The 16,567-nt window shown below is 61.5% G+C and carries 14 protein-coding genes; 5 read left to right on the top strand and 9 right to left on the bottom strand.

Translation table 11 applies throughout. The annotated features are described in order from the left end of the window. The first annotated feature begins 384 nt into the window (after window positions 1–384). The 4 genes from B3605_RS13395 to fabI all read left to right on the top strand — a co-directional run bounded on the left by B3605_RS13395 (window position 385) and on the right by fabI (window position 5,675). A complete protein-coding gene (locus B3605_RS13395) occupies window positions 385–2,634 on the top strand; it encodes a DUF3141 domain-containing protein (RefSeq protein ID WP_112945015.1) in 2,250 nt (749 codons plus the stop codon). 61 nt (window positions 2,635–2,695) lie between these two features. Next, complete coding sequence (locus tag B3605_RS13390; RefSeq protein WP_112945014.1) at window positions 2,696–3,661, top strand: phosphate acetyltransferase; 966 nt, start codon at window positions 2,696–2,698, stop codon at window positions 3,659–3,661. 4 nt (window positions 3,662–3,665) lie between these two features. Further along, window positions 3,666–4,865: an acetate/propionate family kinase gene (locus tag B3605_RS13385; RefSeq protein WP_112945013.1), complete on the top strand. Its 1,200-nt coding sequence runs from the start codon at window positions 3,666–3,668 to the stop codon at window positions 4,863–4,865. Between the two features lie 27 nt (window positions 4,866–4,892). Beyond that, window positions 4,893–5,675, top strand: a complete 783-nt coding sequence (gene fabI, locus B3605_RS13380; RefSeq protein WP_112945012.1) for an enoyl-ACP reductase FabI — start codon at window positions 4,893–4,895, stop codon at window positions 5,673–5,675. 104 nt (window positions 5,676–5,779) lie between these two features. Here the strand turns inward: fabI and B3605_RS13375 are convergent, their stop codons facing one another. The 6 genes from B3605_RS13375 to B3605_RS13350 all read right to left on the bottom strand — a co-directional run bounded on the left by B3605_RS13375 (window position 5,780) and on the right by B3605_RS13350 (window position 12,867). Next, window positions 5,780–7,000, bottom strand: coding sequence for an alpha/beta hydrolase (locus B3605_RS13375; protein WP_112945011.1), 1,221 nt, complete (start codon window positions 6,998–7,000; stop codon window positions 5,780–5,782). Window positions 7,001–7,177: 177 nt separating this feature from the next. Continuing rightward, window positions 7,178–8,161 carry an ABC transporter ATP-binding protein gene (locus B3605_RS13370; RefSeq protein ID WP_112437352.1) on the bottom strand — a complete coding sequence of 328 codons (984 nt, stop codon included), beginning with the start codon at window positions 8,159–8,161 and terminating at the stop codon, window positions 7,178–7,180. Further along, window positions 8,154–9,161, bottom strand: a complete 1,008-nt coding sequence (locus tag B3605_RS13365) for an ABC transporter ATP-binding protein (protein ID WP_047506489.1) — start codon at window positions 9,159–9,161, stop codon at window positions 8,154–8,156. The genes B3605_RS13370 and B3605_RS13365 overlap by 8 nt, the downstream gene beginning before the upstream one ends. Before the next feature lie 13 nt (window positions 9,162–9,174). Beyond that, window positions 9,175–10,092 carry an ABC transporter permease gene (locus tag B3605_RS13360; RefSeq protein ID WP_112945010.1) on the bottom strand — a complete coding sequence of 306 codons (918 nt, stop codon included), beginning with the start codon at window positions 10,090–10,092 and terminating at the stop codon, window positions 9,175–9,177. Next, window positions 10,089–11,012, bottom strand: coding sequence for an ABC transporter permease subunit (locus B3605_RS13355; protein WP_112945009.1), 924 nt, complete (start codon window positions 11,010–11,012; stop codon window positions 10,089–10,091). The genes B3605_RS13360 and B3605_RS13355 overlap by 4 nt, the downstream gene beginning before the upstream one ends. A 274-nt stretch (window positions 11,013–11,286) precedes the next feature. Then, a complete protein-coding gene (locus B3605_RS13350; protein ID WP_112945008.1) occupies window positions 11,287–12,867 on the bottom strand; it encodes a peptide ABC transporter substrate-binding protein in 1,581 nt (526 codons plus the stop codon). A 490-nt stretch (window positions 12,868–13,357) separates the two neighbouring features. Here B3605_RS13350 and B3605_RS13345 point away from each other — a divergent pair, with 490 nt between their 5' ends. Beyond that, the gene (locus tag B3605_RS13345) at window positions 13,358–13,813 is read left to right on the top strand and encodes a GFA family protein (protein ID WP_112945007.1); all 456 of its coding nucleotides are present in this window, start codon (window positions 13,358–13,360) and stop codon (window positions 13,811–13,813) included. 286 nt (window positions 13,814–14,099) lie between these two features. Here B3605_RS13345 and B3605_RS13340 read toward each other — a convergent pair whose 3' ends face one another. From B3605_RS13340 to lepA, 3 genes are read right to left on the bottom strand one after another with little or no spacing between them, the layout of a single operon-like run. Continuing rightward, window positions 14,100–14,399, bottom strand: coding sequence for a CcdB family protein (locus B3605_RS13340; RefSeq protein WP_112945006.1), 300 nt, complete (start codon window positions 14,397–14,399; stop codon window positions 14,100–14,102). Beyond that, window positions 14,400–14,630 carry a type II toxin-antitoxin system CcdA family antitoxin gene (locus B3605_RS13335; RefSeq protein ID WP_112945005.1) on the bottom strand — a complete coding sequence of 77 codons (231 nt, stop codon included), beginning with the start codon at window positions 14,628–14,630 and terminating at the stop codon, window positions 14,400–14,402. A gap of 57 nt (window positions 14,631–14,687) precedes the next feature. Beyond that, complete coding sequence (gene lepA / locus B3605_RS13330; RefSeq protein ID WP_026283110.1) at window positions 14,688–16,523, bottom strand: translation elongation factor 4; 1,836 nt, start codon at window positions 16,521–16,523, stop codon at window positions 14,688–14,690. Window positions 16,524–16,567: the final 44 nt, after the last annotated feature.

The following is a 16,567-nucleotide window of genomic DNA, read 5'->3' as shown; positions in this document are numbered from 1 at the left end:
AAATCCTGCCCCCGCAACCAATCTTCTTTCCCAGACGAACCTTGAAGTAGATTTATACCTGGTCGTGCATCAAATGTGACATCGGCCACCTTGCGCGCGAATTGTAAGCCGGCTCACGGTTTCGCCTGCCTTGCGATTCAAAAAGCATTGGGATCAGCCGCCCGCGCCGATCCAGCGCCCCTCCCCCACTCGTCGAAAACGCCCGTATGCTACCGTATGATACGTTGGTTGCAGGGACAGTTCTGCCTATGCTGCATCTGCGAGATAGCTGAGTGCTCTGCAAGATCAGGGCGCGTTCATAGAGCGGATGCAGAACAAAGATACTCTCATGGCTGCATTAGGTCTTTGAATGATCGCCAAAGGCGATGAACCAGGAGATTTGGCATGCGGTATTCTTCCCATCTCCCCACACCAGATTTCGGCGCTCAATTCGGTCTTGCCGGACTTGCATTCGATTATGGTCTGGATGCGGTCCAGCGTGGCGTTCTGTTTTGGGATGTCATGCGAAAGCGCGGAAATCAATATCGCGAGCATGCCAAGGCAACCGCGCCGCATGTCCTGAACTTCACACCCGAGGTCGTGCTGGATGGCCGCACCTTGGAAAGGCCAGTCAACTACGCGCTGGTCCGCATCGTCCCGCCGGAGGGCATGACGGTTGACGACGCACGCCGGCCCTTCGTGGTGGTCGATCCGCGCGCCGGGCATGGGCCGGGCATCGGCGGATTCAAGGCGGATAGCGAGATCGGCGTCGCGCTGAAAGCCGGACACCCCTGCTATTTCATCGGCTTCCTGCCGGAGCCGGTCGCCGGCCAGACGATCGAGGACATCGCGCTGGCTGAAGCGGTTTTTCTTGAGAAAGTCATCGCGCTACATCCGCAGGCGGACGCCAAGCCCTGCGTCATCGGAAACTGCCAGGCCGGCTGGGCCGTGATGATGCTCGCCGCGATGCGGCCCGAACTCTTCGGCTCGATCATCATTGCCGGTGCGCCGCTGTCCTACTGGGCGGGCGAGCGCGGCAAATATCCGATGCGCTATACGGGAGGCCTGCTTGGCGGAACCTGGCTGACGGCGCTCACGAGCGACCTCGGCCATGGTCTGTTTGACGGTGCCTGGCTCGTGCAGAATTTCGAAAACCAGAACCCGGCCAATACGTTCTGGACCAAGCAGTATAATCTGTATTCGAAGATCGACACCGAGGCGCCGCGCTATCTCGGCTTCGAGCAATGGTGGGGCGGTCACGTCAGCCTCAATGCCGAAGAGATCCAGTTCATCGTGGACGAGCTCTTCGTCGGCAACAATCTTGCTGCTGGTCGTATCGAGACATCGACTGGAGGGGCGATCGACCTTCGCAACATTCGTGCGCCGATCGTCGTCTTCTGCTCGAAGGGAGACAATGTCACCCCGCCGGCACAAGCGCTCGGCTGGATTCTCGATCTCTACGACGATGTGAACGAGATACGCTCGCACGGGCAGACGATCGTCTACACCGTGCACGAGACGATCGGCCATCTCGGGATCTTCGTGTCCGCGAGCGTCGCCCGCAAGGAGCACGGCGAATTCTCTAGCAATATCGACCTGATCGACGCGCTGCCGCCGGGGCTGTACGAGGCGGTTTTCGAGGCTAAGACCGATGACACTGTCGGCGGAGACCTCGTTGAGGGCGATTGGATCATGCGCTGCGAGGCGCGAACGCTGGATGATATCCGCGCGCTCGGATGCAACGGTCCCGAGGATGACCGGCGCTTTGCCACCGTCGCGAAGCTCTCCGAGATCAACCTGTCGCTCTATCGCGCTTTCCTGCAACCTGTCGTGCGCGCCATGGTGCCGGATTGGGCGAGCCGCAGCCTTCGCGAGATGCATCCGCTGCGGCTGCAATACGAGGTGTTCTCGGACGTCAATCCGTTGATGGCGCCGATTGCCGATCTCGCGGCCGAGGTGGCCGCAGAGCGCCGTCCCGTCGCTTCAGGCAATCCCTTTCTGGCAGTCGAGCAGACGGTGTCGCGCCAGATCGTCGAGGGGTTGGAAGCATGGCGGCACGGCGTGGAGATGCTGAGCGAGGCGACGTTTCTCTCCGTCTATGGCTCGCCGTTCCTGCAGGCCGCGGTCGGTATCGACAACTCGGACACCAGACCGCAGCGGCGAGCCAGCAAGACCGCACTGCATCAGCGTGTCTTGAAAGATCGAATCGAGGAGCTCAAATCGCAGATGGACCGAGGCGGCGTTCGCGAGGGCCTGGCGCGTAGCCTGCTCTACGTGGCGATGGCAAATGGTGCTGCCGACGAGCGCGGGTTTGCCGCGATCCGCCGGATGCGCCGCGTCGAGGATGGGATGCCGGCCATGACGCTGGCGGAGTTCAAGGCCTTGATCCGCGACCAGTTTCTCATGCTTGTTATCGATCAGGAGGCGGCCGTTAGCGCCATTGTCCGGCTGTTGCCGTCCGAGGATGATGTGCGCCGTGAGGCGCTGTCCTCGCTGCGGGAGGTCCTGAACGCGCGCGGCGCGTTGACCGGTGAGGCCGAACAGCGTTGGCAGAGGATTGTCGGCATCTTCGACATTTCCGAAGAGCCGGTCGTCTCTCCTGCAGCGCCACCGGCAAAAGCGGCGCCGGTCAAGGCCATCCGCCGTGTAACCTAGCCGACTGGATTATTGAAGAACCCAAGCTTTGAACGCGTCTTCCAGCATGGAGCATGTGCAAATGTCGAACTTGGAAAACGTTGGCGACGTCGGCCGGCACGAGAAGTATGAGCGGCTCATCGCCAAGGCCAAGCAGGTTCCCGCCATGACCACAGTCGTTGCCCACCCATGCGATGAGACATCGCTGCGCGGCGCCATTGAAGCCGCCGAAGTCGGACTGATACACCCGGTCCTCGTTGGCCCTGCTGAGAGAATACGCGGCGTCGCGAGATCGCATGGTCTCGACATTTCGCCGTTCGAACTGGTCGATGCCCCGCATAGCGACGCGGCGGCCGCCAGGGCTGTCGAGATCATCAGGGAAGGCGGCGGCAATCTTCTGATGAAGGGAAGCCTGCATACGGATGAGCTTTTGCGGGCTGTGACATCATCGGCGACGGGACTGAGGACCGCACGACGGATCAGCCATGTTTTCGTGATGGATGTGCCCGGCCATTCGGAAACGCTCTTCATCACCGACGCGGCCATCAACATCGCGCCGGATCTCGATGCCAAGCGCGATATCATCCAGAACGCGATCGACCTCTTCACCCAGATCGGGCTCGGCACGCCGCGCGTGGCGATCCTTTCGGCCGTCGAGACGGTAACGTCGAAGATTCCGTCGACGATCGAGGCTGCCGCGCTCTGTAAGATGGCGGAACGCGGACAGATAACGGGGGGCGTTCTGGACGGGCCGCTTGCCTTCGACAATGCGATCGATCCGGAGGCCGCGAGAATAAAGGGCATCCGCTCTCCGGTCGCCGGCCACGCCGAAATCCTCGTCGTGCCCAATCTCGAGGCTGGCAACATGCTGGCGAAGAACCTGACCTTCATGGCGCGGGCGGATGCAGCTGGTCTCGTCCTTGGCGCGCGCGTGCCGATCATTCTCACCTCGCGGGCGGATTCGGTGCGCACGCGTCTGGCTTCCTGCGCCGTCGGCGTCTTGCTCGCGCAAGCGCGCCGTCGTGCGGCGCCGATACAGGGCGGTTGAGGCCATGGACACGATACTGGTGGTAAATGCCGGCTCATCCAGCCTGAAATTCGAAGTCTTCTCTGTTGCTGGCTCGCTCGCGCGACTAATCAAAGGGAAAATGGAAGGGATCGGCACTGCACCGCATCTCTCCATAAAGAACGCTGAGGGTGACCGGCTGGCGAATGAGGACTATGCATGCGAGGCGGTCCCGGATCTGCCTTCGGCGATGCGCGTGGTCGGGCAATGGCTGCAGGAGCGGCTAGAGGGACGGCTGATCGCGGTGGGCCACCGGGTCGTCCATGGGGGGCCGAACCATGCGGGACCGGCGAAGGTAGATGAAAGCCTGCTGCGGGAATTGGAGTGGTACACGCCGCTTGCGCCGCTGCACCAGCCAAACAATCTCGCGCCCATTCGGGTGCTGATGGAGCGACAGCCCGACTTGGCGCAGGTTGCCTGTTTCGACACCGCCTTCCATCGTGGCCATGATCCGATGGTGGATCACTATGCTATACCGACGCGCTATTTTGAGGAGGGCGTCAGGCGCTATGGTTTTCACGGCCTGTCCTACGAATATGTGGCGGGACGGCTGGAGGAGATTGCGCCTGATATTGCCAGCAGGCGTGTCATCGCTGCTCATCTCGGCAGCGGCGCGTCGCTGTGCGCGCTTTATGAAGGCCGAAGCGTGGAGAGCACGCTGGGCTTCACGGCGCTCGACGGCCTGCCGATGGGCACGCGATGTGGCCAGATCGATCCCGGAGTGCTGCTCTATCTGCTCGATCAGCATGGCATGTCGGTAAAACAGCTCCAGGATCTGCTCTACAAGGAATCGGGGCTGAAGGGGCTGTCCGGTATCAGCAACGATGTGCGCGATCTGCTGGATAGCGAGGAGGCCGGTGCTGCATTGGCACTCGACCATTTCGTTCATCGCATCGGGCTCAATACCGGTGCGCTTGCCGCCGCGCTGAGCGGGCTGGACGCCTTTGTGTTTGCCGCCGGCGTCGGCGAAAATTCGCCGGCGATGCGCGAGCGGATCGCCAAGAAACTCGGCTGGCTCGGCGTATCGCTCGACACGGAGCGCAACAATGCTGGCGAGCTGCTGGTGTCGAGCGATGAGAGCAAGGTCAAAGTCTTCGTCATTCCGACCGACGAGGAGCTGATGATCGCTCGGCACACGCTGGCGCTTATCGCCGCTGGCGGGACTGAGCCTGCCGACACGCACTAGCTATTTGGACGGAAGAAAGGGCTGCAGATGATCCCGACGGTGAAGGCTAAGCTTCTCGAAGGAAAGCGCGGACTGGTGGTTGGCATCGCCAATGATCAGTCGATCGCCTGGGGCTGCGCGCGCGCATTCCGCGCTCTCGGCGCCGAACTGGCGGTGACTTATCTCAACGACAAGGCCAAGCCCTATGTCGAGCCACTTGCGCAGGCGTTGGAGGCGCCGATTGTCATGCCGCTCGACGTTTCGGTGCCCGGCCAACTGGAAGCGGTGTTCGAGCGTATCACGCAGCAATGGGGCGAGCTCGATTTCGTGGTGCATTCCATCGCCTTCTCACCGAAAGATACCTTGCAGGGGCGCGTTGTCGACGTGCCTCACGACGGATTTCTGAAGACCATGGACATTTCCTGCTGGTCGTTCATCCGGATGGCGCATCTTGCCGAACCGCTCATGAAGCGGGGCGGCACGCTGTTCACCATGACCTACTACGGCAGCCAGATGGTGGTGAAGAACTACAACGTCATGGGCGTTGCCAAGGCCGCACTGGAAAGCGCCGTCCGCTATATCGCAGCAGAGCTGGGGCCGAAGGGCATTCGCGTGCATGCGATTTCGCCCGGTCCACTTGCAACGCGAGCAGCTTCCGGCATTCCCGAGTTCGACGAGCTGCTGAACAAGGCACAGGAAACGGCGCCGACGCGCAGCCTTGTCTCGATAGACGATGTCGGGATGGCAACGGCATTCCTGGCGCATGACGCCGCGCGGCTCATCACCGGCGACACCATCTACATCGACGGCGGATACCACATTATCGACTAGCTCTCTCGTGCCGGCGCAGACGTGAGCGCGCTTCGGCACGTCGCCCACGGCAACCTTGGAACAAGCACGCCAAGGCACTAGGCCGTCACGCTTTGCGCCAGGGCCTACTGCGTCAGCTGCTGTTCCCTGAGGTCGCCCTGCAGCGTCTCGTCGGCTGTGGTCGGCTTCTTCTTCTTCTGCGGATGCATCATCGGCGCCTCGATGATCGTCGCGGGAACCGCGACTGCGGTGGCCGCGACCGTCCCGATATTGGTGACCGTCCCGCCGACGACGGCGGTGATGCCCTGTCCGAGCGTGATATTGCTGTCGGTGAGCGGCTGGCCGGTCATCAGGCGTTGGCCGATCAGCTGCACGATCTCGGGGCTCTCGGCGAATTTTCCGTGGTTCAGCCTGTCGTTACTGTTGACCTTGGTGAGGTCGATCGCCGTGATGCCGGCCTCTTCCAGCTTGGTGCGATAGGGTTCGACCGTCGGGTCGATGGCGCCCAGGCGCGAAACGCGGCCGGTGATGAAGCTTGAGAAAGCCAGCGCCCGGTCGTCCTGCGATACGAAGATCGTGAACTTCGGCCGCGGCGTGCCCATCTCGGCATATTGCTTGGCGAAGACCTGGATATCGATGTCTGGCGAGGCCAGGATGACGTCGCGGATCTTGCTGTTCAGATGCCCGTCGCGAATGCCCATCTGCCTGAGCGATTCCATCGTCAGCCACGTGCCCATGGAGTGCGCGAGAATGGTGATGTCCTTGACATTGGGATCGTTGACCAGCGTCCGGAGCGCCTGCTCGAGCGCCGTGCGCGAATAATTGGTGCTTTCCTTGTCGTATTCGTAAGCGGTGATCTGCGCGCGCGACGGCCATGTGAAGAGGATCGGCGTCGCGTCCATCTTGCTGTCGTGGACGATCTGCGCCAGGCGGAAGACCGAATCCTCGTACTTGTTGTTGAAGCCGTGGATGAAGACCAGCGCGTGGCCGTTATGCATGTGCTGGCTGAGCCAGGTACGCCCTTCCGGAACCGTGGCGATCTGCTGGACGCCGGTGACGGCGAAGTCGGTGGCCGGGTTCGGCGGCAGGCGCTTCGGCCATTGCACGGTACCCGCCTTGCGGTTTGGCGGAATGGAGACTTCGACGGCTGTCAGCGACGGCTTGGGGCTGCGCTCGCCGTTAAACAGCGTCGCCGGATCGCCGGATGGTTCGCGTGTGGTCGCGACCAGCATGTCGACGCGGGTCGTCTTCGGGGTCGCCGCCGTCAGCGCCACGGGCGTCATCACGCCGCTCGGATGGCCACAACTGGTCAGCAGCAGCATGACAACGAGAAACCGTACGCGCATGAACCCCTCCGGTCTGATGGACGCACCATAGAGCAACCGGCGCTGGAGGGAAGCCCGCAAGACTACGCAATGACCACAGTATGGTGCTTGAGAAGGTGATGATATGCGCGCTGTTGCAGGACTCACACGCTTTGCGGGAAGCGGGCGGCCACGATAACGGTCGTGGCCGCCGCTGTATCAGCGCTCGATATGGTAGCAGGCAGCCGTCTGGCCGGGCCTGACCTCTTCGCTTAGAGGCATCTCGGTCCGACAGATGTCGGTCGCCTTCCAACAGCGCGGCGAGAAGACGCAACCCTTCGGCGGGTTCAGCGGCGATGGCGGATCGCCCTGCAAGCGGATACGCTGGCGTCCGCGCGCCAGTTTCGGATCCGGGATCGGTGCTGCCGAAAACAGCGCTTGCGTATAGGGGTGCGCCGGCTTGTCGAACACCGTTGCGCAATCGCCGGCCTCCACCACCTTGCCGAGATAAAGCACCAGCACGTCGTCGGAGATCAATCGCACGACCGAGAGGTCGTGGCTGATGAAGATCAGCGTCAGGCCGAACTCCTTGCGCAGCTTGCGCAGAAGCGTGATCACCTGTCCTTGGATCGACACGTCGAGTGCCGAGACAGGCTCGTCGCAGATGATCAGCTTCGGCCGCGTGATGACGGCCCGGGCAATGCCGATGCGCTGCGCCTGGCCGCCTGAGAACTCGTGCGGATAGCGGTTGATCATTTCAGGCACGAGGCCGACGGCGGCCATGATCTCCTGCACCCGCTCGGCGCGCTGAGCGCGGTTGAGCTTCGGTTCGAACACCGTCAGCGGTTCGGCGATGATGTCTCCGACCGTCATGCGCGGGTCGAGCGAGGCGATCGGATCCTGGAAGATGATCTGCATGTCGCGGCGTGCGGCCCGCATCTCTTCGTCCGAGAGGTCGAGCAGGTTGCGACCCTGCCAGAGAATGCGGCCCTTCTGCGCCTTCAGGAGCCTGAGGATCGAGCGCCCGAGGGTCGACTTGCCGCAGCCAGATTCCCCGACGATACCGAGCGTACGGCCCTCGCTGAGATCGAAGCTGACATTGTTCACGGCGGTCAGTGTCAATGGTGGCTTGAAGAAGCCCTTGGAGGGTACATCGAATTGGGTCGTCAGGTTCTCGACCCTGAGAAGTGATCGTTCAGCCATTGGTCAGAACCTCCTCGAGGCGTGGAAAGGCATGGAAGCAGGCCGCGAGATGGCGCGGTGCCTGCACGTCGAGGCGTGGCGCGGCGTCGATGCAGTCGTTCTGCACCAGCGGACAGCGCGGCGAGAAGCTGCATCCCTTCGGCAGATGCTGCAGGTTCGGCGGCCGGCCGGGAATGACGGCGAGCTGGTCGACATCCTGGTCCGGTCGCGGGATCGAGGCGTGGAGTGCCGCCGTATAAGGGTGCGCCGGGTTCTCGAACAGCTCGTCCACCGGCGCCTCTTCGACGATGCGCCCGGCATACATGACGGCCACCCGGTCGGCGAGCCCGGCGACGACGCCGAGATCGTGGGTGATCATCACAAGCGCCGTGTTCATCTCGGCGGTCAGATCGTTGAAGAGATCAAGGATCTGCGCCTGGATCGTCACGTCGAGCGCGGTGGTCGGCTCGTCGGCGATCAGGAGCTTCGGCTTCGTCAGCAGCGCCATGGCAATGACGATGCGCTGCCGCATGCCGCCGGATAGCTCGTGCGGATAGAGGTTGAAGCGTCTGGATGGGTCGGGGATCCCGACACGCTTCAGCATGTCCAGTGCTTCGGCCGAGGCCGCGCGTGCGGTAAAGCCGCGATGCACCTCGAGCTGCTCCGTCAGCTGCCGGGAGATCTTGAGCGATGGATTGAGCGCGGTCATGGGGTCCTGAAACACCATGGCCATGTCCTTGCCACGCACATGGTCGAGCTCGCGCGGCTTCAGCGCCAGCACGTCGCGCCCTTCGAGAAGCGCCTGTCCGCTGGTCCGGCCGTTTTTCGCCAGCAAGCCCATGATGCCGAGAAAGGTCTGGCTCTTGCCGGAGCCGCTTTCGCCGACGATCGCGATGCGCTCGCCGCGCTTGACGGTGAGGTTCATGTTGGAAACGGCCTTCACCTCGCCTTCGGGCGTGCGAAAGCTGATCGAGTAGTCCTTCAATTCGAGAAGGGTGTCGTTCTTGATGTCTTTTTGCATGTCAGCGATCCCTTCAACGGTCCCTTGGGTCGAATGCATCGCGCAGGCCGTCGCCGATAAACAGCAGGCTGAGCAGCAGGGCGACGAGGAAGCCGGCGGGGAAGACGAGCAGCCAGGGCATGCTCTCCATGGCATCGGTGCCCTCCGAGATCAGCGTTCCCAATGAGGTCAGAGGCTCCTGCACGCCGAAGCCTAGATAGGAGAGGAAGCTCTCCGTCGCGATGATTTCGGGCACGGTCAGCGCCGCGAAGATGACGACGGGTCCGACGAGATTGGGAATGATGTGCCGGGTAATGATCTTCAGCGGCTTCTGGCCGGAGGCGCGTGCCGCCTCGATGAATTCGCGCTGCTTGAGCGACAGCGTCTGCCCACGCACGATGCGCGCCATGGTCAGCCACTCCAGCGCGCCGATCGCGGCGAAGAGCAGATAGACGTTTCGGCCGAAGATCACCATCAGCAGGATGACGAAGAGGATGTAGGGGAAGGCGTACATGATGTCGACGAAGCGCATCATGACGGCATCCACGCGTCCACCCATATAGCCGGAGATGGCGCCGTAGAGCACGCCGATGACGACGGAGACAAGCGTTGCCGTAAGTGCCACGGCCAGCGAGACGCGGGTGCCGTAGAGCACGCGGGCAAGCAGGTCGCGGCCATTCGGATCAGTCCCGAAATAATGGCCGTCGGCAAACGAAGGCGGTGCGCGGAAGGCGGCCCAATCCGGATCCTCGTAGCCGAAGGGAATGAGGTAGGGGCCGATAAAGGCGACAAGCACGAGTAGCGTCAGCACGATGATCGATGCCACGGCCGCCTTGTTGCGACAGAGGCGGCGCAGCGCGTCGCGGGTGAGCGAACGGCTGACGGGGCTGAGACCCTCGGCCTCCAGCAGTTCGGCGGCGAGCAGCTCTCTCTTTGCGGGGTTGAGGATCATCGGTTTCTCACTTTCGGATCGAGCCAGGCATAGGCGATGTCGACTAGAAGGTTCAGGAACACGATCAGCACCATGTAGAAGATGACCGTGCCGAGAACCATGCCGTAGTCGCGGTTCAATGCGGCGTTGACGAAGTAGCGGCCGATGCCGGGCAGGCCGAAGACGCTTTCGACGACCAGCGAGCCGGTCAAGAGATAGCTGGCTGCCGGGCCGAGATAGGAAACGACGGGCATCATCGCCGGCCTGAGCGCGTGGCGCATGACGGTCAGCCGCGGGCCGATGCCCTTGGCCTTGGCGGTGCGGATGAAGTTCTGGCCCATCACCTCGATCATCGAGCCGCGGGTGATGCGCGAGATGCGCCCGGCATGCGGCAGCGCCAGGACGACCACGGGCAGCACCAGGTACTTCAGCGATCCATTGCCCCAGCCGCCGACAGGCAGCCACTGCAGGTGAATGCCGAAGACCAGCTGCAGGATCGGCGCGATCAGGAAGTTCGGCAGCACCACGCCCACCAGGATCAGCGCGCCCAGGATGTAATCCGGCGCCTTGTTCTGGTAGAGCGCCCCAAGACAGCCGACGGCGACGCCGATGACGATCGCCAGCAGAAAGGCCGCCGTGCCGATGATGAAGGTGTAGGGCAGGCCGATCATGATCTGCTGCGCGACGGTGAAGTCTTCGGACGCGAAGGAGGGACCGAGATCGCCCTTCAGCAGGTCGCCGACGTAATAGAGATATTGTTGGATCAGCGGCTTATCGAGATTGTAGTGGGCCGCCAGATTCTGGAGGATCACGGGTGGCAACGGCCTTTCGCCATCGAACGGCCCGCCCGGGGCCAGTCTCAGAACGAAGAAGCAGGCTGTCACGGCGATCCACATAACGGGGATCGTCGACAGCAATCGACGGAATGCATAATTGATCATGGTGGTGACGGTCTTTCCTGCGCCGGGTCTTTCGCATCATCGCGACCAGTCGAAACTGGTTCGGGCGGATGCGAAGGCAATAGTGTGGGAAAAGACCCCTCCCAACCCTCCCCACAAGGGGAGGGCTTAACCCAGCCGATCCGCCGAAGCGTGATTGGGGCAGGGTTGGCGCGGCAGGTCTTCTCCCCCCTTGTGGGGGAGATGGCCGGCAGGCCAGAGAGGGTCTTTCTCAAGGTGCAATCACCCCCGGGCAGGGTGAAGACAATGCCTCTCTTTATTCCTTGATGGACAGCCAGCGGGTGCGGTGGATGTCCTGGATGTTGTCGACGAAGCCTTCGATCTTCGGCGAGACCACGTTCTTGGAAACGTAGTAGTAGATCGGCAATGCGGCGCTGTCGTCGAGTGCGATCTGTTCGGCCTTCTTGAACATCTCCGCCCGCTTCGTCAGATCGGTTTCGGCATTGCCGTCCTTGATCAGCTTGTCGTAGTCGGCGTTCGACCAGCGGCCATAGTTCATCTGCACGCCGGTGACGAGCAGGTTCAGGAAGTTGTCCGGATCGTTGTAGTCGGCGAGCCAGCCGGCGCGGCCAACCTGCACGTCGCCGCGCTGCAGCTGGTCGTAGTGCACCTTGGTTTCGGCGTTGATGAGTTCAACATTGACGCCGAGCGGTTTCCACATTGCGGCGATCGCAACGGCGATGCGCTTGTGGTTGTCGTTGGTGTTGTACTTGAGCTGCAGGGTGAGCGGCTTGTCCGGTCCGAATCCGGCTTCCGTCAACAGCTTCTTGGCCTCTTCGACCTTCTGCTTGTAAGGCTCGTCCTTCCAGGAGATGTAGGCCGGTTCGCCGTAATTGGCGGTGCCCGGCGGTACCCAGGAGTAAGCCGGCAGTTCGCCGGTGCCGAGGATCTGCGGTCCGATGACCTCGCGGTTGATCGCCATCGAAAGCGCCTGGCGCACGCGCTTGTCGGCGGTCGGGCCCTTCTGCGAGTTGATGACGTAATAGTAGAGGCCGGAGAACGGCGCGACATGTGCCTGGCCCGGCAGGTTCTTCTTCATCCACTCGTACTGGTCGGTCGGGAAGTCGGTGAGGATGTCGAATTCGCCGGCGCGGTAGCGCTTCAGCGCGGCTTCCTGGTCTTCGAGCACGAAGAACTTGGCGCCATCGATCTTGACGTTCGCGGCATCCCAATACTTGTCGTTCTTCTTGGTCGTGACGTGCGAGCCTGGAATCCATTCCGTCGGCGTGTACGGACCGTTGGTAACGATGTTGCCGATCTTCACCCAGTCGGCGCCCTTGGCGTCCACAACGTGCTTGGGCAGCGGATAGGCCGTGTAGTGCATCAGCGCGTTGAGGAAGTAGGGGGTCGGGTTTTCAAGCGTGATCTCGAGCGTCTTGTCGTCGATCGCCTTGACGCCCAGCTGGCTGAAATCGGTGATCTCGCCCTTGTTGATCTTCTCGGCGTTCTTGATGGTGAACTGCAGATAGGCGTAGTCGGCGGCGTTCTTCGGGTCCATCAGGCGCTGGAAGGCGAACACGAAGTCGCCTGCGGTCACCGGGTGGCCATCGGACCACTGGATGCCGTCGCGCAGCTTGAAGGTATAGACCTTGCGGTCGTCCGAGATCGTCCAGCTCGCGGCCTGGCCGGCAACAGGATTGTCATGCGCATCCTCGGTCACCAGACCTTCAAAAATGTCGCCGGCAATGCGGTTCTCCCAGTCGCCGGAGAGCTTCTGCGGATCGAGCGACTGCGGGTCGCCGCCATTGTGGATGTTGATCGTCGCCGCGTGGGCGGAGAATGCCAGCAGCGAGCCAAGCACTGCGGAGGCAAGAATTTTCTTTGTGGGGAAGTTCATGTGGGGGCCCACCTTTCTAGGCTTTTTAGCGCCTTTTATTCGTCGTTGTTCCCTTGGCGACCTGTTACGTGCAAGTCAACGCGCAACCTATCGTAAAGGTCGGCCGTTGCAACCCCCAAAACGAAAGCTGCGAATAGTGGGGAAAACCGGGTGAAAAGACTGCCTATTAGCCGGTTAAATGTCGACATATCGCGCCAAGCATAGCGTCGACTTGAATAAATCGGTCGCAAAATTCGACCATCTCTAAGTTAGCAACGAAGCAATTAGGGGTTGAGTATGCTTTTGTCGTCGCTAACACTCCCGTCGGTACGGATATGTCGCGGGCACGACAGATTATTTCGCGTTTTCAATGGGGCGGGATGGGCAGCATGCTAACCACCGTCTCGTCCCGCAGGTTGAGAATTTGTAGCAAAGCCGCATTTGTTCGAACGAGCCCCTTCATCTCCGCGCGCCGGGCGCTATCATCTCAACGGGAATAAGGGAGATGGAAATGAGCCAGTTGAATTTGCCGAGCGAGGGCGGCTGCCGCTGCGGTCGCGTGCGATTGAAGATCAGCGCCAAGCCGCTTTTGACCATGGCCTGCCACTGCACCGGCTGCCAGACCATGTCTTCAAGCGCCTATTCGCTGAGCGCGGCGATCCCCTCCGAAGGCTTCGAGGTGACCAAGGGCGAACCTGTCATCGGCGGCCTCCACGGCGCCATGTCGCACCACTATTTCTGCCCGCACTGCATGACCTGGATGTTCACGAAGACGGAAGGCATGGAGTGGTTCGTCAATCTGCGCCCGACCATGCTCGACGATGTTAGCTGGTTCACACCCTTCATCGAGACCTGGACCCGCGAAAAGCTGCCCTTCGCCAAAACCGGTGCCGTGCATAGCTACGAAGCGCTGCCGGAGATGCAGGATTACGAACGGCTGACAAAAGACTATATGACGCAGGGCTAGAAGGTATTCGAGGACAGCGAGCGGTTATACAATGCACGACATCGGTTTGAGGCAGTTTGCCTCACGACGGATAGCGTCAAGTAATAGCCTGGAAATATAAACGATGGACTGGTTCCTCATAATCTTCCTCCCGTTCAAAATCATCGTGCTGGGAACGGGCATGTTCTTCGCCATCAAGTGGCACCGCGATCAAGAGAAGAACAACAAATAACAAGACCGGCGGACCTTAAGCGTCCGCCGACCTGCTGCCGATGCAGGATCATGAAAGATATATCGCAAAAAACGCCTAGAAGCCCTGGAAAAGGAAATCCAGCGCTGCGGTAATGTCGTCGCTTCGCGACGAGAGATCAGCCACTTCCGCGCCGATCTCCGACAGCGGAATGGACGCCATGCGCTGGGTCGCCATCACATAGGTTCGGCCATTGACTGTAACGCGTGGATTGAGCCGCGAAATCGCCCAGGACATGCCTTCGATATTGTGAAGCGGCGCCATCACCCGCGATGGGAGGCCATCAAGAAAGTCGCTCTGCAGGTCGATCGCGAGAACGTCATCTCCCTGCAGCCGGTAGACATGGAAGCGCGCCATTCAGAACTGCCGGTACTTGGCAAAGGGCAGGCCGTGCTTCTCGACATAGGCGTTTTCTTCCGCGATCGCCTCGGCGTTCTCGATCAGCCACAGCCGTTCGCGCTCGCTTTTGATGGCGCGCCTGAGGCCGTCTTCAGCGGCCTTGGAAACATTGAGGTTCAGTTCGCGCGCTTGCGAGACCAGCTCGCTGTCGAGCGACAGGTTGGCGGCCTTGCGACGGGTCTGAGGCATGATCGGTCTCCTGATATGCGCATACGATATGCGCATATCAGGCAGAAGCAAAGAGCCTCAGTCGTCCTTCATCTTCAGCGCCGCAATGAAGGCTTCCTGCGGGATATCGACCTTGCCGAACTGCCGCATGCGCTTCTTGCCTTCCTTCTGCTTGTCGAGCAGCTTGCGTTTGCGTGACGCGTCGCCGCCGTAGCACTTGGCGGTCACGTCCTTGCGCATCGCCGAGATCGTCTCGCGGGCGATCACGTTGCCGCCGATCGCAGCCTGGATCGGGATCTTGAACATGTGCCTGGGGATCAGGTCCTTCAGCTTCTCGCACATGTCGCGGCCGCGCTTTTCGGCAGCCGTGCGGTGCACCAGCATGGAGAGCGCATCGACCGGCTCGCCATTGACCATGATCGACATCTTCACGAGGTTGCCCTCGCGGTAATCGGCCAGGTGATAGTCGAACGAGGCATAGCCCTTGGAGATCGACTTCAGGCGGTCGTAGAAATCGAACACCACTTCGTTGAGCGGCAGCTCATAGGTGAGCATGGCGCGCTTGCCGACATAGGTGAGTTCCGTCTGGATGCCGCGACGGTCCTGACAGAGCTTCAGGATGCCGCCGAGATAATCGTCAGGCGTCAGGATGGTGGCCTTGATCCAGGGTTCGCGGATCTCGGAGATCTTGACGACATCGGGCATGTCGGCCGGGTTGTGCAGCTCGCGCTCCGAGCCATCGGTCATCGTCAGCTGATAGACGACCGAAGGGGCTGTGGCGATCAGATCGAGATCGAACTCGCGCTCCAGGCGCTCCTGGATGATCTCGAGATGCAGCAGGCCGAGGAAGCCGCAGCGGAAGCCGAAGCCGAGCGCCGCCGAGCTTTCCATCTCGAACGAGAAGGACGCATCGTTGAGGCGCAGCTTGCCCATGGCAGCGCGCAGGTCCTCGAAATCGGCGGCATCGACAGGGAAGAGACCGCAGAACACCACAGGCTGCGCCGGCTTGAAGCCCGGCAGCGCCGTCGCCGTCGGCTTCTTGTCTTCGGTGATCGTATCGCCGACGCGGGTGTCAGCCACTTCCTTGATCGAGCCGGTGAAGAAGCCGATCTCGCCCGGACCGAGTGAATCGACTGCCAGCATCTTCGGCGTCAGCACGCCGACGCGCTCGACCTGATACTTGGCGTCCGTGCCCATCATGCGGATGGTCATGCCCTTGGAGAGCACACCGTCGAGAATACGCACCAGAACCATGACGCCGAGATAGGTGTCGTACCAGCTGTCGACGAGCAGCGCCTTCAGCGGGCCCTTCTCGCCGGCTTCGCTCTTCGGCGCCGGCAGCTGGTGCACGATCGCCTCCAGCACGTCGGGAATACCGAGACCGGTCTTTGCCGAAATCAGCACGGCCTGGGAAGCGTCGATGCCGATCACTTCCTCGATCTGTTCCTTGATTCGGTCGGGCTCGGCCGCCGGCAGGTCGATCTTGTTCAGGACCGTGACGAGCTCGTGGTTGTTGTCGATCGCCTGGTAGACGTTGGCGAGCGTCTGCGCCTCGACGCCCTGGGAGGCGTCGACGACCAGCAGCGAACCCTCACAGGCCGACAGCGAACGCGACACTTCATAGGCGAAGTCGACGTGGCCGGGCGTGTCGATCAGGTTCAGGATATAGGTTTCGCCGTCATTGGCCTTGTAGTGCAGGCGAACGGTCTGTGCCTTGATGGTGATGCCGCGCTCGCGCTCGATATCCATCGAATCCAGCACCTGCTCCGACATATCGCGCTCGGCAAGGCCGCCGGTCGACTGAATCAGGCGGTCGGCCAGCGTCGACTTGCCGTGGTCGATATGGGCCACGATCGAGAAGTTGCGGATATGGTCGAGGGGCGTACGGGTCGAATTGGTGCTCATGCGCCGCATATAGCAGCGCATCCCCTTGCCGCAAAGCGGAAAAGCAGGGTTTC

The organism is Rhizobium sp. UBA1881 (assembly GCF_002338015.1).
Classification (GTDB): domain Bacteria; phylum Pseudomonadota; class Alphaproteobacteria; order Rhizobiales; family Rhizobiaceae; genus Rhizobium.
Note: the sequence above shows the minus strand (reverse complement) of the source record. Positions and strands in the feature narration are given on the sequence as shown.